General features: G+C 51.9%; 19 protein-coding genes. 13 read left to right on the top strand and 6 right to left on the bottom strand.

The annotated features are described in order from the left end of the window. Window positions 1–24 precede the first annotated feature (24 nt). The gene (locus E6C60_RS14350) at window positions 25–438 is read right to left on the bottom strand and encodes a hypothetical protein (RefSeq protein WP_138226464.1); all 414 of its coding nucleotides are present in this window, start codon (window positions 436–438) and stop codon (window positions 25–27) included. A 222-nt stretch (window positions 439–660) separates the two neighbouring features. Between E6C60_RS14350 and E6C60_RS14345 the strand changes: the two genes are divergently transcribed. Further along, entirely contained in the window at window positions 661–1,017 is a 357-nt protein-coding gene (locus E6C60_RS14345; protein ID WP_138227822.1) for a DUF423 domain-containing protein, read from the top strand. Window positions 1,018–1,074: 57 nt separating this feature from the next. Here E6C60_RS14345 and E6C60_RS14340 read toward each other — a convergent pair whose 3' ends face one another. Beyond that, entirely contained in the window at window positions 1,075–1,686 is a 612-nt protein-coding gene (locus tag E6C60_RS14340) for a hypothetical protein (RefSeq protein WP_138226463.1), read from the bottom strand. Between the two features lie 289 nt (window positions 1,687–1,975). Here E6C60_RS14340 and E6C60_RS14335 point away from each other — a divergent pair, with 289 nt between their 5' ends. Next, a complete protein-coding gene (locus E6C60_RS14335; RefSeq protein WP_138226462.1) occupies window positions 1,976–2,278 on the top strand; it encodes a YunC family protein in 303 nt (100 codons plus the stop codon). A gap of 88 nt (window positions 2,279–2,366) precedes the next feature. Here E6C60_RS14335 and mtnA read toward each other — a convergent pair whose 3' ends face one another. Together mtnA and mtnK are read right to left on the bottom strand one after the other, a co-directional pair. Then, a complete protein-coding gene (mtnA, locus tag E6C60_RS14330) occupies window positions 2,367–3,455 on the bottom strand; it encodes an S-methyl-5-thioribose-1-phosphate isomerase (RefSeq protein WP_138226461.1) in 1,089 nt (362 codons plus the stop codon). Further along, window positions 3,452–4,672, bottom strand: a complete 1,221-nt coding sequence (gene mtnK, locus E6C60_RS14325; RefSeq protein ID WP_138226460.1) for an S-methyl-5-thioribose kinase — start codon at window positions 4,670–4,672, stop codon at window positions 3,452–3,454. Before mtnK ends, mtnA begins: the two co-directional genes overlap by 4 nt. Before the next feature lie 291 nt (window positions 4,673–4,963). Between mtnK and E6C60_RS14320 the strand changes: the two genes are divergently transcribed. The 6 genes from E6C60_RS14320 (at window position 4,964) to sufB (ending at window position 10,972) form a co-directional block, all read left to right on the top strand. Next, on the top strand, window positions 4,964–5,440 hold the full coding sequence (locus tag E6C60_RS14320; protein WP_138226459.1) for a Dps family protein: 477 nt from the start codon (window positions 4,964–4,966) through the stop codon (window positions 5,438–5,440). 363 nt (window positions 5,441–5,803) lie between these two features. Beyond that, window positions 5,804–6,586, top strand: a complete 783-nt coding sequence (gene sufC, locus E6C60_RS14315; protein ID WP_138226458.1) for a Fe-S cluster assembly ATPase SufC — start codon at window positions 5,804–5,806, stop codon at window positions 6,584–6,586. Window positions 6,587–6,609: 23 nt separating this feature from the next. Continuing rightward, window positions 6,610–7,914 (top strand): Fe-S cluster assembly protein SufD, encoded by a 1,305-nt coding sequence (gene sufD / locus E6C60_RS14310; protein WP_138226457.1) that lies wholly within the window; start codon window positions 6,610–6,612, stop codon window positions 7,912–7,914. Continuing rightward, window positions 7,911–9,131, top strand: a complete 1,221-nt coding sequence (locus tag E6C60_RS14305; RefSeq protein WP_138226456.1) for a cysteine desulfurase — start codon at window positions 7,911–7,913, stop codon at window positions 9,129–9,131. The genes sufD and E6C60_RS14305 overlap by 4 nt, the downstream gene beginning before the upstream one ends. Then, window positions 9,121–9,552 (top strand): Fe-S cluster assembly sulfur transfer protein SufU, encoded by a 432-nt coding sequence (gene sufU, locus E6C60_RS14300; RefSeq protein ID WP_138226455.1) that lies wholly within the window; start codon window positions 9,121–9,123, stop codon window positions 9,550–9,552. Before E6C60_RS14305 ends, sufU begins: the two co-directional genes overlap by 11 nt. 22 nt (window positions 9,553–9,574) lie before the next feature. After that, window positions 9,575–10,972, top strand: coding sequence for a Fe-S cluster assembly protein SufB (gene sufB, locus E6C60_RS14295; RefSeq protein WP_138226454.1), 1,398 nt, complete (start codon window positions 9,575–9,577; stop codon window positions 10,970–10,972). A gap of 265 nt (window positions 10,973–11,237) precedes the next feature. On the opposite strand, the gene E6C60_RS14290 is transcribed toward sufB, so the two are convergent. Both E6C60_RS14290 and E6C60_RS14285 read right to left on the bottom strand, forming a co-directional pair. Continuing rightward, window positions 11,238–12,284 carry an HD-GYP domain-containing protein gene (locus tag E6C60_RS14290; protein ID WP_138226453.1) on the bottom strand — a complete coding sequence of 349 codons (1,047 nt, stop codon included), beginning with the start codon at window positions 12,282–12,284 and terminating at the stop codon, window positions 11,238–11,240. Between the two features lie 90 nt (window positions 12,285–12,374). Next, window positions 12,375–13,121, bottom strand: a complete 747-nt coding sequence (locus tag E6C60_RS14285) for a molybdenum cofactor biosynthesis protein MoaE (protein WP_138226452.1) — start codon at window positions 13,119–13,121, stop codon at window positions 12,375–12,377. Between the two features lie 109 nt (window positions 13,122–13,230). Between E6C60_RS14285 and E6C60_RS14280 the strand changes: the two genes are divergently transcribed. From E6C60_RS14280 to yfkAB, 5 genes are all read left to right on the top strand, one after another. Beyond that, window positions 13,231–14,664 (top strand): bifunctional metallophosphatase/5'-nucleotidase, encoded by a 1,434-nt coding sequence (locus tag E6C60_RS14280; RefSeq protein ID WP_175415307.1) that lies wholly within the window; start codon window positions 13,231–13,233, stop codon window positions 14,662–14,664. A 69-nt stretch (window positions 14,665–14,733) separates the two neighbouring features. Continuing rightward, a complete protein-coding gene (locus E6C60_RS14275; protein ID WP_138226450.1) occupies window positions 14,734–15,561 on the top strand; it encodes an undecaprenyl-diphosphate phosphatase in 828 nt (275 codons plus the stop codon). A 48-nt stretch (window positions 15,562–15,609) separates the two neighbouring features. Next, on the top strand, window positions 15,610–16,701 hold the full coding sequence (locus tag E6C60_RS14270) for an HD-GYP domain-containing protein (RefSeq protein WP_138226449.1): 1,092 nt from the start codon (window positions 15,610–15,612) through the stop codon (window positions 16,699–16,701). Between the two features lie 28 nt (window positions 16,702–16,729). Next, a complete protein-coding gene (locus E6C60_RS14265) occupies window positions 16,730–18,946 on the top strand; it encodes an MMPL family transporter (protein ID WP_138226448.1) in 2,217 nt (738 codons plus the stop codon). A 65-nt stretch (window positions 18,947–19,011) separates the two neighbouring features. Further along, window positions 19,012–20,151: a radical SAM/CxCxxxxC motif protein YfkAB gene (yfkAB, locus tag E6C60_RS14260; RefSeq protein ID WP_138226447.1), complete on the top strand. Its 1,140-nt coding sequence runs from the start codon at window positions 19,012–19,014 to the stop codon at window positions 20,149–20,151. The last annotated feature ends 62 nt before the right edge of the window (window positions 20,152–20,213 follow it).

Below are 20,213 nucleotides of genomic sequence, written 5' to 3'. Positions count from 1 at the left end.
ATTTAAAAGCGTAAGGTAAACCATTTATCCATTCAGTACGAAAACAAACATACTGAGAATGGTGAACAATACAACGCCATTAATAATGGAGCCGACTACGGCAATAGCTCGTTTGCTGTTCTTGTTCATGCTGCCGATGATGCCAAGAATCAAGCCAGCAAGATTTAGCACCAGAATAACAATAAATACGGCGGCGAGGACAGACATCTTCTCCAAGGCTTCCTGCGGAGGGACAATCGTGCCATCCGGCGTCAAATAAGGCTCAATCATGGATGTGCCCAGCGAGGCAAGAATGATATAGCCCAGCATGGTTATCACAGCAATTGATAATGAGAATATACCTGATTTCGAGGTTTTACGATCCTCAGGTGGAATAAAAATATGCGGTTTGGCCTTGGTAGAGGCTTCCGCTTGCTTCGGCTTGGATGGGTTGGACATGATACCAGCTTCTCTCCTTTATGGACCATTCTCTATCTAAGATTTCATATTTTGTGGTTGAAATCAAGTGCTGGCTTGTCTAGATACATGAAATCGTGGCTCCTTGGCTTTGAAAACATGTTCGTGATCCGTTAAACTAAGAATTTAGAAGGATTACGATGAACAGAGGAGTGGATCGGGTTGCAGTGGGCTGGAAAATGGGTTGCCTGGGGCGCGGTAATCATGGCGCTTTCCGTTGGAATTGGCGCATTCGGAGCGCATATGCTGGAGGATGTGATCAGCAGCGATGCGCTAACGGTGTATGAGACCGGAGTGCAATATCATATGATTCATGGGCTGGCTGTCATTCTCGCCGGCATTTGCGGAGGCTGGCTTGGGGAATCCAAGAAATTACGTTTAGCTGGCTTGTTGTTTATAGCGGGGGTTATTATTTTCTCCGGAAGCTTGTATGTATTGGCGTTAAGCGGCGAGAAATGGCTCGGCGCCATTACTCCGATCGGTGGAGTATCCTTTATCGCTGGCTGGCTCTTGCTTGCCGCAGGAGCGCTGGAAGGAGCTAGAAAAGGCTCGCGTTACTGAAACTATAAAGCGGCTGTCCTCTTAGAGGGACAGCCGCTTTATAGTTTCAGGACGGAATTACCCGGCCTGGAACTCATCAATTTCATTGACGTTGAATGTGTACACCTGTTTCTCATCTACATGATAAACCGTGACCAGCTGCTTGCTCTCATCAAAGTTCAAGATACGGCAGGGCAGGCTGAATTGCTTCCCCTGGCGGTTCGTTGTCATTCTGACCAGGCGGTTGTCCTTTGCATAATCGGTAATCCACTTATAGGGATTGGAATCCACAGCGGCTGATGCTCCCTTGGGATCCCCTTTAGGAGGCTGAACGGGCTTAGACAAGGGCGCGGCTTCCGACTGAACGACAGCCGGAGCGGGTGAGACCGGACGCTCGACAGCCTCGGATGGCTTAAAGACCACTGCTGCTTTAAGCTCCGAGCCGGATACAGCGGCTTCAGCAGCCTTGCCATGGGCTTTAGAGATGAAGGCCTTCTTCTTGCTCTGGAGGAGCTGGTCAATAATTTCACCGAGCTCGATGCCTGATTTGATACGGAAATCGATAATTTGCTCATCCTGGTTCAGGGTCTGCAGCAGCTGCTGCAGAGCAAAAGCGTTGGAGGGGCTTTTGACCAGAATATCGACATTGAATAAGAACCCTGTGTCATCGTGTGGGGGAGGCTTCTTCATAAGTTTATCATTCACCAGCTTTCAAGATGATCCTGCATAACATGTACTTTACGAAAAGATATATACCCGCTGGCTGCAAGATACAAACTGCATTCAAAAGCCGTGCCGAGGCAAATCTAACATTTCGTTTCTATAGAATACTATAACATAACTGACTTAATTTCATAGTCTTATTGTCATAAATCGTCAGGTAAAAATACATAAACGCTCTATCCCACACAATGACGTTTGCACCACTTGATATGAGTCTGAATACACATGTAATAGACGTTTTTGGGAGGTGAGAAGGATGGTGACGTTACTTCCTGTACAGATCGAAGGGCATATTGTAATGGCAGTAGAGGTGAAGCTGCCGAAGACGAATCTGGTCGCTTTATATACGGACCGGGGCTACATTATGTGTGGTGCTCTCGATGTCGGCCTGCTGAACGAGAAGCTTGCCGAGCGTGAAATTTTGGCAGGCAGAGCTGTAGGGGTAAGATCTGTCAGTGACCTGCTGGAAGCGCCGCTGGAGTCCGTGACGATCGAAGCGGAGAAGCAAGGCATTTACGCCGGAATGAAGGGCAGAGATGCGCTCCTGCGTATGATTTAAGGAAGCTGCAGAGACATTTGGCCAAACAAAAACAGGTGCTCTCTTTAGAAGAACCAAGCTTCCAGGAGCACCTGTCTGTATAAGTAGCCTAATCGTTATCGGCAAACAAATCCTTGAGGCTCTCGTCGTAAGGAGCCTGAACGATTCCCTTCTCGGTAATGATTGCCGTTACATATTCATTCGGCGTTACATCAAAAGCCGGGTTGAATACCTTTACACCCTGAGGTGCGGTGCGCTTGCCAAAGCCTTCCGTAATTTCTTCGGCTGCACGTTCCTCGATCGGAATATCCTGGCCTGTTGGCGTGCTGAGGTCAATCGTGGACAACGGTGAGGCTACGTAAAATGGAATGCCGTGAGCCTTGGCCAGAACAGCCACACCATAGGTTCCAATCTTGTTCGCAACGTCTCCGTTGGCCGCAATGCGGTCAGTACCCACGATGACGGCCTGAACCCATCCCTTGGACATGACCATGGCTGCCATGTTGTCCGCAAGAAGGGTTACATCGATCCCGGCTTGCTGCAGCTCGAATGCGGTCAGGCGTGCTCCCTGCAGCACAGGACGGGTTTCATCGGCAAATACCTTGAAAGAAATCCCGTTCTCATGAGCCAGGTACATCGGCGCGAGAGCCGTGCCGTATTTGGCGGTTGCAAGTCCGCCGGCATTACAGTGAGTCAGAATTCCCATACCGTCCTGAATGAGCGGCAATGCATGTTCCCCGATCCGGCGGCATACCTCTTCATCCTCCGCACGAATGGCATCGGCCTCTGCCAGCAGCTGCTCGTTCAGCGCTGCAATGGAGGAGGCGGTGTTGGCCAGCTGCCCGGCCTTCTCCTTCATCCGGTCCAAAGCCCAAAATAAATTGACGGCGGTAGGGCGGGAGGTTGCAAGGTAAGCACATGCCTTGCGGGTGACCTCCAGCCACTCTACCGGCAATGCCCCTGGATAAGCACGGGCGGCAAGCACAACACCATACGCGGCCGCGATGCCAATCGCCGGAGCGCCGCGTACCTTCATGGAGTGAATGCCTTCCCAGACCTCCTCCGCTGTATATAATTTCAGAAATACAATTTCCTCAGGCAAAAGGCGCTGGTCCAGCATCAGCAGGTGATCGCCGCCCCATGACAGGGAGCTTAGCGGTGATGATGCATTGAAGTCTTGATCTGTGCCTGTACTCATATGGACACCTCAATCTCGTTAATGGCTTGGGTAATGACTTCCATAAAATGCTCTATGCTTGATACGCTGCGGTTGTGGCGGACCAAAGCCTTGCCTATAGCCAGGGCCTTACGCTGTGCAGCTTCGCGCAATGCATCATCTGGGATACCGTCAATGTCGGCAACATGAGACAAGCCAACAATGCGGCGAATCATCTTGCAGCCCGCAAAGCCGGCCGTGTCTTTAAGAATTTGTGAAATATAATGATCCTGATAGCCCGGCGTACGTGCCATCTCATCCTGCAGGTCTCTGTTCCACAATGCCCGGAATCGGGATTCGAACTCGTTCCAGACGGCAGGGACCATGTCCAAGAGACGCTGCTCACGCTGGGCCAGCTCCTCCGTCTTGCTCCAGCCCGGCTGGGCAGCATAATTGAGCAGCAGGTTGGCCAGCACAGCACCGATATCAAACCCCATAGGTCCGTAGTAAGCGAATTCCGGATCAATGACCATCGTAGATTCAGGGGTTACGAAAATACTTCCCGTATGCAAATCGCCATGCAGCAGCGCTTGTGAACGGGTCAGGAACTTGTCCCGCAGCAGCGCAACCTCAAAATGAAGCGGAAGGTCGCTGCGAAGCGCAGCGGCTTCATCAGCGATAGCCTCAGCATAATTGTTGTTTGGAGAATCCCGGTACGGGTCCTCGAAGATCAGGTCCTCGGTAATTTTGCACAGATCCGGGTTCACAAATTGGCCGGCAAGCACCTTCTTCTCCTGCTGATTCATTCCAAGATCGGAGGTGTAGAACAGTGTGTTCGCAATAAATTCTCCGATGTGTTCCGCGAAGTTGGGATAGACCCCGCCTTCAATCAGGCCTTTTCTCATAATCGTGTAGCTGCTTAGATCCTCCATGACGGTATAGGCCATTTCGTCACAGTAAGCATATACCTCCGGAACGAGGCTTGGGCAATATTGATGCTGAATCTGCAGTGCCTGACGCTCAATGCGGGCACGGTCGAGAGACAGCGGCCATGATTCCCCGACAACCTTTGCATAAGGAACCGCTTGTTTGATAATGATACTTTTGTCAGATGAAGTATCTGTAACGTGGAACACAAGATTTAAATTTCCGTCTCCGATTTCACGGCAGGACAGGTCGGCACCTTCTGAGAAATGCCCCGGGATGGTTCGGGCCAGCTCGATGGCCTCTTGGACAGAAAGCGGATGATATGTGGACATGATGCCACCTCCATATATATTGAAAGGATTAAACCAACCATCTTAGTAGGTAAAGCAAGTATACCTTTAAATGATCACTTTTTGTACCCTTTTTTGTCACCGGGCAAAAAGGTCTGCAGTCGTGATTCGCACAGCGGCACGTAGGGTAAACTAGGACTAGACCCCGGAAGCGGGGGAGCCGTGAGGTAAAGTTATGTCAGGCCCGAGTGCAGCCAGGCTTGAGCCATAACTGCTGCATTAAGGTATGCAATCATGCGAGATACTATATTTTTGTAAAGGAAGGGATTAACCATGGGTAAAGCACAATCCAGTAAATCAACTCCAAAAACACAAAATAAAGGCGTAGAGCAAATGCTCAACCAGCAGGTAGCAAACCTGAATGTTCTGTATGTGAAGATTCACAACTATCACTGGTATGTGACAGGGGAGCAATTCTTCTCTCTCCACGTAAAATTTGAGGAGCTATATAATGAAGTAACCTTAAAAATGGACGAGATTGCGGAGCGCCTGCTCGCGATCAAGGGCCGTCCGTTGGCGACCATGAGAGAATATCTGGATGCCGCCACCGTGCAGGAAGCATCCGGTAATGAGGATACACGCGGTATGGTACAGCAGCTGGTTGAAGATATGGCTACGCTGTGTGAAGAATTCCAGGAAGGAATTGAAATGGCCGAAGAGGCAGAGGATGCGCCGACCGCAGATATGCTGACCGGATTCAAGGCCGACTTCGAGAAGCATATGTGGATGCTCCGCTCTTTCTTGGGCTAAGTCCACTCAGGCTGAAAGGATCTGATAGGAAATGCCGTTCTGTACCGCTTTCGGTGAAGCCGACGATGCAGGATGCTGCAGCAGAACCAACAGCCAATAAATGCAAATTTATGATCAACAGGCTTGGCCGGAAATCTACGGCCAAGCCTGTTTTGCTAAAGCCTGAGAGGGCGGGATCGGTCTTCTTTCCCAGGAGGCTTGGTTGAAAAGAGTGACGATTTATTATAAAATGGCTTGAGAATCAGTGAGAATCAGTTTAGAATAATTATAAACAAGTAAAGATTCTTAGTTTTCCGATGGTATCAGGAGAATGCTCCTGTGATCATAGGTTTCACTATAACATATAGTCGGAGGGAATATCTTATGTCCACGAAGTTCGTCATCGAAGGCTTGAAAGCTACAATTGAAGGTAAGGAAATTCTGAAAGGAATTAATCTTGAAATGAACGGCGGCGAGGTACACGCCATTATGGGTCCGAACGGAACAGGTAAAAGTACACTGGCATCCGCATTGATGGGTCACCCGAAATATGAAGTAACCGACGGAAGCGTAACTCTCAATGGTGAGGATCTGCTGGATATGGAAGTGGATGAGCGCGCTTTGGCAGGCTTGTTCCTGGCTATGCAGTACCCGAGTGAGATTGCGGGCGTTACGAATTCGGACTTTCTGCGCAGTGCCATTAATGCACGCCGCGGTGAAGGCAACGAGATTTCATTGATCAAGTTCATTCGTCAAATGGAAGGCAAGATGAAGGAGCTTGAAATGAATCCTGAATTCGCCCACCGTTACCTGAACGAAGGCTTCTCCGGCGGTGAGAAGAAGCGGAACGAAATTTTGCAAATGATGCTGCTGGATCCGAAGATTGTTGTTCTGGACGAAATTGACTCCGGTCTTGACATTGACGCTCTGCGGATCGTAGCGAACGGTGTGAACGCGATGAAATCAGAAGAGCGCGGCTTCCTTATTATTACCCACTATCAGCGCCTGTTGAATTACATCACTCCGGATTATGTGCACGTGATGATGCAGGGCCGTATTGTGAAGTCCGGCGGACCTGAGCTTGCACAGCGTCTGGAAGCAGAAGGCTATGACTGGATCAAGGAAGAGCTGGGTATTACCGATGAAACTGTAGGTCAAGAAGCGTAATTGACGAGAGGAGAGAAGATCATATGACTACACAAACAACTCTTCCGGTCAACGCTGAGGCCTTAAAGGCTGTGTCTCAAAGCAAGCAGGAGCCGGCGTGGGTAACAGAAGGCCGCCTGTCCGCGCTGGAGCTGGCCGGCAGCCTGCCGCTGCCAAAGCTGGAGAAGCAGCGCATTGACCGTTGGAATATTCAAGCGTATGGAGAGTATAAAGCTGCTCAGGAGCTGACATCCTTGGATGAGCTTCCGGAGCATGCTGCCAAGCTGGTGGAGGGCTCCCGGGAGGGAGGACTTATTATCCAGCGCAACAGCGGCACCGTGTACACCAAGCTGTCGGATGAGCTGAGGTCGCAAGGCGTAATTTTTACGGATTTGGAAACCGCGTGCTCCCAGCATGAGGAACTGGTGAAGCCTTACCTGCACCAGGCCATCAAGGCTGATGAGCATGCGATGGCTGCACTTCATGCGGCAACCTGGAACGGCGGAGTGTTCCTTTACGTTCCGAAGAATGTAGAGGTTGAGCTTCCATTGCAGGCCGTACTGCTGACCGATGACGCGGGTGCCCTGTTTGCTCCTCACATTCTGATTGTTGCTGAAGCCAACAGCCGGGTGACTTACGTCGATAACTATGTAGACAGCGGACTTGAAGGCCATGTGACGCACAATGGCGCTGTAGAAATCTTCGTTAAGAACGGCGCTAAGGTTCGTTTTGCATCCGTGCATCAGCTGTCGACAGACATCACAGACGTTACTTATCGCCGTGCAGTGGTAGATAATGACGCATCTATGGAGTGGATTGTCGGCGAAATGAATGACGGCGATACCGCCAGCGACACGATGAGCATTCTGAAGGGCTCGGGATCACTGTCTGATGCGAAGGTCATCGCGGTGGGCTCCGGCTCGCAGAAGATCAACTACACCACACAAGCCCGTCACTTTGGCAAAAGCTCGGCGAGCCAGATGATTACCCGTGCTGTGATGCGTGAAGAAGCACAGGCCATTATCAACGGCATTACCAAGATCGAGAAGGGTGCGACGAAGGCGGACGGCCAGCAGACAGAGCGCGTACTGATGCTGAGCCCGAAATCCCGCGGGGATGCGAACCCGATTCTGCTGATCGATGAGGACGATGTAACTGCAGGCCATGCGGCTTCCGTAGGACAGGTGAATGCAGAGCAGATTTACTACCTGATGTCCCGCGGTATTTCCAGAACCATGGCGGAGTCCCTTATCATCTACGGGTTCCTGGCACCGGTAGTCAGCGAGATTCCTCTGGAAGGTCTGCGTGATCAGCTTCAGAGTCTCGTTGAAAGGAAGCTGGGACAATGAACGCGTCCATCCGCGAGCAGTTCCCCATTTTGAATCAGGAGATCAACGGACATCCGCTGGTTTATCTGGACAGTGCGGCGACTTCGCAGAAGCCCCGCGCTGTGATTGATGCGGTCAAGCATTACTATGAATGGGAAAACGCCAACGTGCACCGCGGCGTACACACGCTCGGAAGCCGGGCTACGGACGCCTATGAAGGCGCCCGGGAGAAGCTCGCCCGTTTCATTAATGCGAAGAGCACCGAGGAGATTATTTTTACAAGAGGGACGACGACAGCGATCAATCTGGTTGCTTCATCATATGCCCGCTCGGTGTGCGGTCCGGGGGACGAAATTGTTCTGACGGAAATGGAACATCACAGTAATCTGATTCCGTGGCAGCAGGCAGCGATTGCTGTGGGTGCCACGCTGAAATATATCCCGCTGCAGCCGGATGGCACCATTACACTGGAAGATGTGGAGAAGACGGTGACCCCTAACACAAAGGTAGTCGCTATCGGCTACGTCTCCAATGTGATGGGTGTGGTGCATCCGGTGAAGGAAATTGCAGAAATTGCTCACCGCAACGGAGCTGTGATCTCGGTTGACGGAGCGCAGAGCACCCCTCATATGAAGATTGACGTTCAGGATCTGGACTGTGACTTCTATGCCCTGTCAGGCCACAAGATGTGTGCGCCTACAGGCATTGGTGCCCTGTATGGCAAGAAGGCGCTGCTGGAGCAAATGGAGCCGATTGAGTTCGGCGGGGAAATGATCAACGATGTCGGTCTGTATGAGTCCAACTGGAAGGACCTCCCTTGGAAATTTGAAGGGGGAACCCCGATCATTGCCGGCGCTGTCGGTCTAGGGGCCGCCATTGATTTTCTGCAGGACGTTGGCATGGATGAGATTGAACGCCATGAGAGCAGGCTTGCGGCTTATGCGATGAACCGGCTGGCAGAGCTTGACGGCTTTAAGCTGTACGGCCCTGCCGTCCGCGAGGTGGGACTCATCACCTTCAATCTGGGGGATGTCCATCCGCATGATGTGGCTACGGTGCTGGACGCTCAGGGCGTTGCAATCCGCGCAGGCCATCATTGCTGTCAGCCGCTGATGCGCTGGCTTAAGGTATCTTCTACTGCACGAGCGAGCTTTTATCTGTATAATACAGAAGAGGACGTCGACCGGTTGATCAGCGCCTTAATCCAGACAAAGGAGTATTTTGGCGATGCAACTTGATGATTTGTATAGACGTGTCATAATGGACCACTATAAGAATCCCCGTAACCAAGGAATGTTTGAAGACGGCCATGTTACGATTAATCTGAACAATCCGACCTGCGGCGACCGAATCTCTCTTCAGCTGAAGGTGGAGGACGGTGTAGTCCAGGATGCGAAGTACACGGGAGAGGGCTGCTCCATCAGCATCTCCTCGGCATCCATGATGACTGAAGCTGTCAAGGGAAAGAGTGTTCAGGAGGCTGAGGAGCTGGCTGGCAGATTTTCGTCCCTCATGAAGGGGGAAACGGTGGAATTCGACGAGTATGAGGATATCGAGGCCCTATCCGGTGTCAATAAGTTCCCTGCCCGCATCAAATGTGCAACCCTGGCCTGGAACGCACTTCGTAAAGGTATTGAAGGCAAGGAAGAAAAGTCCTAAACATGATAGGGAGGTAACACAAATGGCAAAAAAAGCTCCTGAAATGGAAGAATATAAATATGGTTTCCGCGACGAGCATAAAGCTATTTTTCAAACCGGTAAAGGCTTGACGCGTGAAATTGTTACTGAAATTTCCAAGATCAAGAATGAACCTCAGTGGATGCTGGATTTCCGCTTGAAATCTCTGGAGCAGTTCGAGAAGATGGACACTCCGAAATGGGGCGGAGATCTAGAGGATCTGGATTTCAATGATATTCAGTACTATGTAAGACCTTCAGAGAAGCAAGGCAAGACCTGGGAAGAGGTTCCTGCTGAAATCAAGGAAACCTTTGATAAGCTTGGAATTCCGGAAGCAGAGCAGAAGTTCCTTGCGGGCGTATCTGCACAGTATGAATCCGAGGTTGTGTATCATAACATGCAGAAGGACCTGGAAGACCAAGGCGTTATCTTCACAGATACCGACACGGCGCTGAGAGAGCATCCTGAAATTTTCAAGGAATACTTCTCTACAGTGGTTCCTCCTTCGGACAACAAGTTTGCGGCACTGAACAGTGCTGTATGGTCCGGCGGAAGCTTCATCTACGTTCCTAAAGGCGTGAAGTGTGAAATTCCGCTGCAGGCATATTTCCGCATTAACTCCGAGAACATGGGGCAGTTCGAACGGACGCTCATCATTGCAGATGAAGACAGCTTCGTGCACTATGTCGAGGGCTGTACGGCTCCAATCTACAGCACGAATTCCCTGCACAGCGCAGTCGTTGAAATTATTTGTAAAAAGAACGCTCGCGTTCGCTACACTACCATCCAGAACTGGGCACCGAACATTTATAATCTGGTGACCAAGCGCGCGGTGGCAGAAGAAAATGCAACGATGGAATGGGTGGATGGCAACATCGGCTCCAAGCTGACGATGAAATACCCTGCCGTTGTTCTGAAGGGCCGCGGCGCTAAAGGGATGGTTCTGTCCATCGCTGTAGCGGGTAAAGGCCAGCACCAGGATGCCGGCGCGAAGATGATCCATCTGGCTCCGGATACGACGTCCACAATTGTATCCAAGTCCATCAGTAAGCATGGCGGTAAAGTAACCTACCGCGGTCTCGCTTCCTTCGGACGTAATGCTGAAGGCGCCAAGGCGAACATCAAATGTGATACTCTGATTCTGGATAACGAATCCACATCGGATACAATTCCTTATAATGAGATCAAGAACGATAACGTGACGCTGGAGCATGAAGCGACCGTTTCCAAGGTATCTGAGGATCAGCTGTTTTATCTGATGAGCCGCGGCTTGAGTGAAGCGGAAGCGACACAGATGATCGTTATGGGCTTCATCGAGCCGTTCACGAAAGAGCTGCCGATGGAGTATGCGGTGGAGATGAACCGACTGATCAAGTTCGAAATGGAAGGTTCCATCGGTTAAAGCTTATTCACATGTTAATACGTGTCTGATGCGACTGATCATGCTTGCGTGTCCCAGTTGCATCAGACACGTTTTTTTATCTCATACCACACAGACATCGCTATATTCATACATCCCATTGATTTTAGCCTCTCCTAATCTGTCTTTAAGGGTTCTTTAAGATTTCGGCGTTATAATAAAGCTACCTCTAACATATAAGGAACCCCCTTTGATCCAGGATCAAAGGGGGTTCGTGCGTATAGGGGAGGCTTCGCCCCTACACGAGTCATAGTTTAATATCTTTAATGGCATCCTCGGAGCTCTTGGACAGATCGATAAATCCAGCCGAGGTTTGGACCAGTGGTCGGAAATAATCAGACGGATTGGTCATGATAATCGTGCCCGATTGGCCTGATGCCAAGGTGACCTTCTTGCCGATGAAATTCGGCAGCATATGCTTGATGAATGCGTGAACCGGCTTGCCGTTCAGCTGTCCAAAGCTCATCCGATACAGCTCCTGCAGCACGTGCAGCAGCTGGCGCTTGGATTGATACACACGGGTACTGGACATGGCGCTGTATACGTCTGCTACAGCCGCAATGTGAGAATACGGATGGATCTGATGAGACTGGAGCGCCTGCGGATAGCCCCGGCCATCATCTCGTTCATGATGCTGCAGGGCAACCAGGGCTGTCAGCTCATCATCCATGGATTCACGGATAATTTCGTAGCCGTATGTAGTATGACGTTTGACCTCATCGAATTCCTCAGCAGTGAGCTTTCCAGGCTTGTTCAGAATCTCTTTAGGAATGCGGCACTTCCCGACATCGTGCAGGTAACCGGCTTTGCCAATCTCGTACGCTTCGTCTTTGGAATAGCCCATCCAGGTTGATAAATAGTAGGAGAGCACGCCCACCTGCATCGAATGCCGGGTCGTATAATCATCCTCTTGATTCAGCATGAGTAGCAGAGATACCACGTCCTTCTGCTTCATCAAGGAATCAACCACCGGCTGAAATGCATCATCGACGACATCTTCATCGAATTTACCGTGCTTCAAGGCATTCATAAAAATAGAAGAAATGGCTTCGATTGCTTGATCGAATTGAGGCTTAATCCGGTATAGGCTATCCGGCATCTCTTCCGGAGTGCTGGCGTGCAAATGAAGCTCCCGAGCTTGAATTTCAATGTAATCAATACTATGCTGCAGCAGTTTGGAAATTTCCTCAAGCTGAAGGACCGTACCCTTTTGCATAACATGAACGCCATGTGGATTGAACGCATCCTTTGTTATTGTATCACCGGGCTGCAGGTCGGTAACATGTATTCTCAAAGCGCCGCACCTTCTTACTGTTAAGATATGGATATGTAAGACCTAAGTTATATCTTAGCAAGAAAATATTGGATTATCAATGCCGAAACGCTAGTTTTTGTCGAATGTTGGAGCCCATGGACCGGTTTGAACGCCTTTCCACTCCGAGCCGTCTTCCCAGATCTCTTTTTTCCAGATGGGAACGGTCCGTTTCAGCTCTTCAATGGCATAGCGGCTGGCATCGTAGCAAGAGTCCCGGTGGGGGGCTGAGACGGCGATGACCACACTGATCTCCCCGACATCAACCGTGCCAATACGGTGGGAGATGGCGCAGCGGGCTCCCGGCCACTGTTCTTGAATCTGGTGGACAATCTTCTGCATTTCGGCAAGTGCCATCGGCACATAGGCTTCATACTCCAGCGTCACGGTCTTCATCTCTCCGGTCATTTCGCGGGTGGTCCCGACAAAAGACAGGGAGGCACCATGATTCCGGTGCTGTACTTTAGCCAAGGTCTCATCAGGCTGAAGAGTCTGGCCGCTGATCATGCAAAGTCCATCTGCAGACACTGCCGGTGTAGCTTGAGCCTCAGAATCGCCGCCCAGCCCGTCACCTCCGGAAACCGGAGGAATAAGTGCAACCTCATCGCCCGGCAGAATCAGGTGCTCATCGCCTGCATACTCCTGGTTTACCGCGGCCAGGGAAACGGAGATCAAGGAAGCCGCTTCGGGATAGCTTTTCATAAGCTGTTCTTTCAGTGCCTTGGTGGCGAGAGGCAGCTGGTCTTGCGGGAAGTGGACCGAGGATTGGCCAATGGATTCGGCCAGCCCGGCAAATAGCAATATTTGAATGGTATCCATAGAATTTCACCTCGAATTGTTATGGGCTTCAATATACCATAATCCCGCCTAAAATGTTATGCTTAAAAGACCGGAAAGTGTAACGAAACAGACAAGGGAGGGCCGCGGATTGGGTGAGATGTCAGCTGAGAAATTGATCATATTGCATACGAATGATATTCACAGCCATTTTGAGAGAATGAGCGGGAACGCGGCCGTTATTTCCCGGGAAAGAAAAGCTGCCGGATCCCAGTCAGCGGTACTGGTGCTTGATATCGGTGATCATATGGACCGGGCTGCCATAGAGACGGAAGGCACGATGGGCCAGGCCAATGTAGATGTTCTGAATCTGACCGGCTATGATGCCATTACGATCGGGAACAACGAAGGCCTGACGGTCCCCCTCGAAGCGCTGGAGGCGGCCTATGCAGGACTGCATTGTCCGGTCGTATGCTGCAACATTAAGGAGGCTGTCACCGGCCGGCCGCCAGCGTGGATGAGGGAGCAGGTTATATTGGAACGTGCCGGAATCTCCATCGGGATTACAGCGGCAACAGCGGCTTATGACAGCTTCTACAAGCTGCTGGGCTGGATTGCGGAGGATCCGGAGGAAGCGTTGAAGCATCAGGTACAGCTGCTGCGCAGCCAGGTGGATGTGGTGATCGTCATGTCGCATTTAGGCATTACAGCCGATTCCTTGCTGGCCGAGAAAATTTCTGGCATTGATCTCATCCTGGGAGGACATACCCATCATTTGCTGGAGCAGCCGCTTGTCATTGCGGATACCGTCGTTTGCGGCGCAGGAAAGTTCGGAGATTATGTCGGCAAGGTTGTATTCAGCCGAGGTCCGGACAGTTGCCTTCAATTTGACCATGGAGAAGTCATTGCCGTTCCGGACCGGGAGCTGCATGCGGAGGTCGAGGGCGCCATCCTGCAGCATCGGGACTCCGCCGCCGTGAAATTGAGCGAGGCTGCGGCAGTTACCGATCAAGCTCTTCCATTGGATTATGGGGCGGAGTCTCCCTTTGCCAATCTCCTGGCTCAGGCTGTAGCTCATTACACCAACACGGAGCTGGCTATTGTAAATGCCGGGCAGCTGCTGGGCCCTCTGCCTGAGGGAGAAATTACGACCGGGATGCTTCATGCCCTTTGTCCTTCGCCGATCAACCCATGCGTGGTCACGTTGAAGGGACAGCATATTCTGGAGGCGCTGGAGCAGAGTCTGCTGCCAGAGTTTCAGGAGCGGGGGATTAAGGGCTACGGCTTCCGAGGCAATGTACTCGGCGTGCTTGCACTGTCAGGCATGGTGGTCACCTGTGATATGAGGCGTCCGGCCGGATCGCGTATTATGGAGGCTTCTGTACAAGGAGAGCCGTTGGAGCGGGAGAAGGAGTACCGGGTAGGCACGCTTGATATGTTTACCTTCAAGGTGGGCTATGAGTCGTTATCTCACGGTGAACAGGTTGAATACCTGTTGCCCGAATTTCTAAGAGACCTGCTGCGCCTGGAGCTATCCCGTCCCGGTGCCCTGGAAGAAAGCTTCTATTCCCGCTGGATCACATGACATTCGACTAACCTGCTTGGGCCAAGCATACATATGTATGGACAACGCCACTAAGCAGGAGGGATAATCATGGATATACTGGCAGCAATCATTCTGGGCATTGTGGAAGGACTCACGGAGTTCATCCCGGTGTCGTCTACAGGACATATGATTTTAACCGCGAAAATGATGGGCTACGATGACCAGACCCCGCTCATGAAAACGTTCGAGGTCGTGATTCAGCTGGGAGCGATCCTGGCCATGGCAATCGTATATTGGCAGCGAATACTGAGCCTGCTCGGATTTATCGACAGCAAGCCGTTGGGCAAGCAGGATACAAAGGCCTCACGGCTGACGCTTATGCATGTGCTGCTCGGAATCGCCCCGGCACTGCTGGTCGCTTATGTGGCCAAGGATCATATCAAGAGCCTGTTCAGCGCAGATATTGTACTGTTCTCCTTGGTAGCCGGGGGCATATTCATGATCCTCGCGGAGCGGTTTAACCGCAGCAAGGCGGTGATCACGGCCCAGGAGCTGGACGAAATTACGCTGAAGCAGGCCTTTCTGATCGGTCTGTATCAGGTGATTTCCGTGCTATGGCCCGGCTTCTCAAGATCCGGAGCCACCATTTCAGGAGGGATGCTTAGCGGAGTCAGCTACAAGGCGTCAGCGGATTTCTCCTTTCTGATCGCCATCCCGATCATGTGCGCGGCAGCCGGCTATGAGCTGCTGGATTCCTACCGCTATTTTACGGCAGATGTGATGGGCGTATTTGCGGCTGGCTTCATCGTATCTTTTGTCGTGGCCTATTTGGTCATCCTGGCATTTATGAAATATATTCAACGAGTCAGACTTACTCATTTCGCCATCTATCGGTTCATTCTGGCCGCACTGTTCTGGATGTTTATCATGCAGTGAGAGGCCGCATTATTGACATTCAACATACATAGCAGAGGAAGTGGCCTGTTGCGTCTGGTACCTGTACATTTGCTGCAGCCGGGCATGGTGCTTGGCAAAAAAATATATAACGCAGACGGCTTGATTCTGCTCTCGGATGGCGTGAAGCTGACCAGCAGCCTGATTAACCGGCTGACGGATCTGAAGCTTGGCTATGTCTATATTGAAGACGCTGCAACAGAGGATATTGTCATTCCCCAGCTGATTAGCGAGGAATCACGCCTTTCGGCGGTCCGCTCGATCCAGGCCAGCTTCAAGAATTTGGAGAACCAAAGCTCTTTGAAAGGAAGCTTCCTGCATCTGGGCAAAACCTTTTCAGGCGTCGTTGATTCTGTCCTGGACGAGGTGTCCTCCATGGAGGTGTCCATGGTGCTGCTGACAGATATCAATGCATCGGATTACAACCTGTATCAGCATTCCCTGAACGTCTGTCTGTACACGATGGTGCTGGGCTTATCCTATGGATATAGCCGGAATCAGCTGTACATGCTGAGCCTGGGCGCGCTGCTCCATGATATCGGGAAAACAAGGGTGCCAGCATCCATTGTTCAGAAGCCGGGCCGACTGACCGATGCTGAATTTGCCGAGATGCGAAAGCATACCGAGATCGGTTACGACATTTTGAAAAATGAGCCTAACATTCCGCTGCTATCCGCACACTGCGCTTTTCAGCATCATGAACGCCTGGATGGATCGGGATATCCGCGAGGTATTCAGGGCCAGGATATTCACGAATTTGCAAAATGGATTGCCATTACCGATTCCTATGATGCCATGACCACCCAGCGGGTGTATCAGCCGGCCAAGCTCCCGCACGAGGCCGTAGAGCTGATGTATACCGGAAGTGGAACGCTGTATGAGCAGAGCTTTCTCGCGATTTTCCGCGACCGGGTCGCAATCTATCCGCCAGGCATCACCGTTATGCTGTCTACCGGAGAGAGCGGCGTTGTATCCAGGATTCATGCGCGGATTCCGCATCGTCCGGTCGTGAGGGTGCTGAACAATCCCAAGGGAGAGCCGCTGCGCACCCCCTATGAGATGGATCTGTCACAGTGTCTGTCTGTAATGATCTGCGGCATTGGAGAGGCAGTGTACGCTTAATATTCCAACAAGATGAGGAGGAACTGTAGTGGAACGGAATGGCCCGCAGTCACGAATGCACAGGTGGGGGCGGGGGATGTACCGCTTTCGCCGGGCCGTTGCCGCTGCCTGGTTCATATTGTTTCTTTTGATGCTTCCCTTTGCGTTTCGGCTGCCTTCCCTGCTGCAGCAGAACGGCTTTACCCCGCATAACAGCCCGGCTCTGCAAAGTGCGGAGATCCTGGAGAAAAAGCTGGGCATCTCTTCAACCACCCTGGACATCGTCATTGCCGGCAAACCGGGAGATAATTTAACGACCGCTGCGGCAAAAAACGCCATGATGTCAGCGCTGGACCCCATGCTCTCCAAGCCATATGTACAAGCTGTCTCTTTTCAGCTGGCTGCGCGCAAGCCGGGACAGGAGCATATCCAGTCTGTCACGGTCCAGCTGAGGGACAAGCCTGAGGATGTGCTGCGGTACTTTGATGAAATCCGCGAGGCTCTGCCGGCGATACCTGGATATGAGCTGTATATTTCGGGCAATACCGCTGTGCTGGCTGATATGAATGAAGCTGTCAAAAAGGACATCGTGACAGCCGAGCTAATCGGTATTCCGCTGGCGCTGCTTATTCTGAGGCTCGCTTTCGGCTCGTTCGCTGCAGCGGCGCTTCCGGTCATTGTCGGAGTCTGTAGTGTCGCTGTGACGATGGGCCTGTTGTACGGTGCAGCATTATGGAATCACAGCCTCAGCAACTTCCTGCCCAATGCCGTCACGATGCTGGGCCTAGCGGTCGGCATGGATTACGCGCTGTTTCTCGTAAGCCGGTTCCGGGAGGAGCTGGATCGGGGTGATCCCGAAGCAGCCGTAGCCGCAGCTTGCCATTCATCAGGGAGAGCGGTGATCTATTCCGGGGCGGCGGTGTGCATCGGCTTTGTGGCTATGGCCTTCATCGACCTGCCAATCTTCACTTCGTTCAGCCTGGGCGGAATTGCAGTCGTCATCATCTCGGTGGCGGCGGCCAATACGCTGCTGCCTTCCCTGCTCGGCATGACGGGCACCCGGCTTCGCCGTCGCCCGGCTATTTCGCCTGCTCCGCAGCAGACGGTATGGCACCGTCTGTCTGACTTTGTCATGTCCAGGCCCGGTACGGTTGCCGTCCTTGCGACATTGCTGCTCCTGCTCGCCATGCTGCCGCTGTCGCGCGTGCAGGCAGGGATACCTTCGGCTGAGGTGCTGCCGCCCAGCTACGAATCCAGGACCGGCGATGACCTGCTGAAGCAGGCTTATGATGAGCGGGAGCTGTATCCGATCGTTGCAGCCGTGAAGCTTCCGGCATCGTATCAGGAGATAGAGAGCATTGAAGCCTTGAAATCCTATAGTGATGAAATTCGGGCCCTGCCTGATGTGCAGCGGGTGGAAAGCTATCTCAGCCTTGCACCCCGGGGCGATGCGGAAGAGATCGCTGTTTTTTTGCAGAGTGAAGAATTCAATCAAGAGCTTCAGGGCTACCGGGTAGCGTCCGGGCAATGGGCTGCCGTAGCGATCGTGCCCCGGTATGGAGATATACAGGAGCAGACGGTGGAGCTGATCGAAAGGCTCCGGAGCTTGACGCCGGAGGCATTAACCGTGTATATTACCGGGATTCCTCCGTATAAGCTGGATATTATGCAGGCCATTCAAGATGGAATTCCCTATGTCCTGCTCTTTGTGTTTGCTGCCACGTATGCCGTGCTGATGATTGCCTTTCGATCCCTGCTGCTGCCGCTGAAGGCGGTCCTGATGAACGTGCTCAGCCTGGGCGCCGGTCTTGGCATCGTGGTCCAGGTTGTTCAGGAAGGCACGGGGGCGAGCCTGCTCGGGATCAGCTCCACGGGCTCGGTGTTTATCCTGCTGCCGATCCTCATTTTCTGTGTCGTGTTCGGCATTTCGATGGATTACGAAGTCATTCTGCTGTCCAGAATCAAGGAAAGATACGAGGCAACAGGAGACAATGAGAGGAGCACGATGGAAGGACTATCCTCAACCGGAGGCCTGATTACGAGTGCGGCGCTCATTCTGGCAGCAGTGGCAGGTGCTTTTGTGTTTACGGATAATGAGATGATGAAGGCGATCGGTCTTGGCTTGACCGTGTGCATTCTGCTAGACGCAAGCATTATCCGGATGCTGCTCGTCCCAGCTTTTATGAAGCTCATGGGCCGGGCGAACTGGTGGGCACCCCGGTGGCTGCTCCCCAAGGCTTCGCGGAAATCCCGCCAGAACCTCTGATTGAGGGAAGCTTGTGTTATAATGGAGCGTCTGATTAGAAATAAAAGATATAAAGGTGGAAAATCATGAATAACCGTTTGATAGAAGGGCCGTCCGTACGGACACCGCTATCCCCGGATTTTGATCCCTGGGACCCGATTGTTTCTTTGCGGAAACACGGACGGCACGTCCTCACCAGTGTGGAAATGACCGTAACCCATTTATGTAATATGCGCTGCGAGCATTGTGCAGTAGGTGATATGCTCGTGATGAAGGAAGCCCCGATGCTTCCCTTGGATATAATGCTGAAGCGCCTGGATGAGGTGGAGTATTTGGAGACGATCAGCCTGACGGGCGGTGAGCCTGCTTTTTCCGGAAAAACGGTGGATGATGTTCTCCTCCCCTTGCTTCGTTATGCGCACGAGCGCGGCATTCGTACTCAGATCAACTCGAACCTGACTCTCGATATTAGCCGATATGAGAAAATGCTCCCATACCTTGATGTTATGCATATCTCCTTCAATTATTTGAATGGTGATGATTTCTATGAGGTGGGATTTGCGAACAGTGCCCGTCCGGTACCGCGGGAAGCGGCCTACCGGATGTATGAAACGATGATTTCCAATGCACAGGAGCTTAGTAAGGCCGGGATGATGATCTCGGCAGAGTCCATGATCAACTACCGGACTCATCAGAAGCTGGATCAGATCCACCGTCAGATTGCGGAGATGGGATGTGTCCGCCATGAGGTGCATCCGATGTACGCCTCCAATTTCGCAGTTTCACTGCCCGTATTGTCGCTCGACGATATGAAATCAGCCATTCACCGGCTGCTGGATGCAAGAGATCACAACATCTGGATGCTCTTTGGTACGCTGCCGTTCTTCTCTTGCAGTCAGGACGAGAGTGACTGGAAGCTGATCCGACGCCTGGCGGCCGAGGACAATGTCACGGTGCGTAACGATCCTGACGGGCGCAACCGGGTCAATGTGAACCTGTTTACCGGCGATGTGTATGTGACGGATTTTTCAGACATCCCGGCCTTCGGAAATATGAAGCAGGATCGACTGGACGATATATTCACAGCCTGGAGCACCGGGCATCCGCTGAACCAGAGTGTTAACTGCCATTGTGATGCAGTCAGCTGCTGCGGTCCAAACCTGCTGGTGGCGGATATGTATTACAAGGGTGTAGACTTTAAATCCCGTAAAGCGGTAACGCTCTAGTCTGGCTTAGCCGGCAATACATCGATCATTTGTACCCAGTGCCTCGCTGCTGCATGGATGTG

This window comes from Paenibacillus algicola (assembly GCF_005577435.1).
In the GTDB taxonomy this organism is placed as follows: Bacteria; Bacillota; Bacilli; order Paenibacillales; family Paenibacillaceae; genus Paenibacillus_AQ; species Paenibacillus_AQ algicola.
The sequence above is the reverse complement of the archived record's forward strand: the minus strand, read 5'-3'. Positions and strand labels throughout refer to the sequence as shown.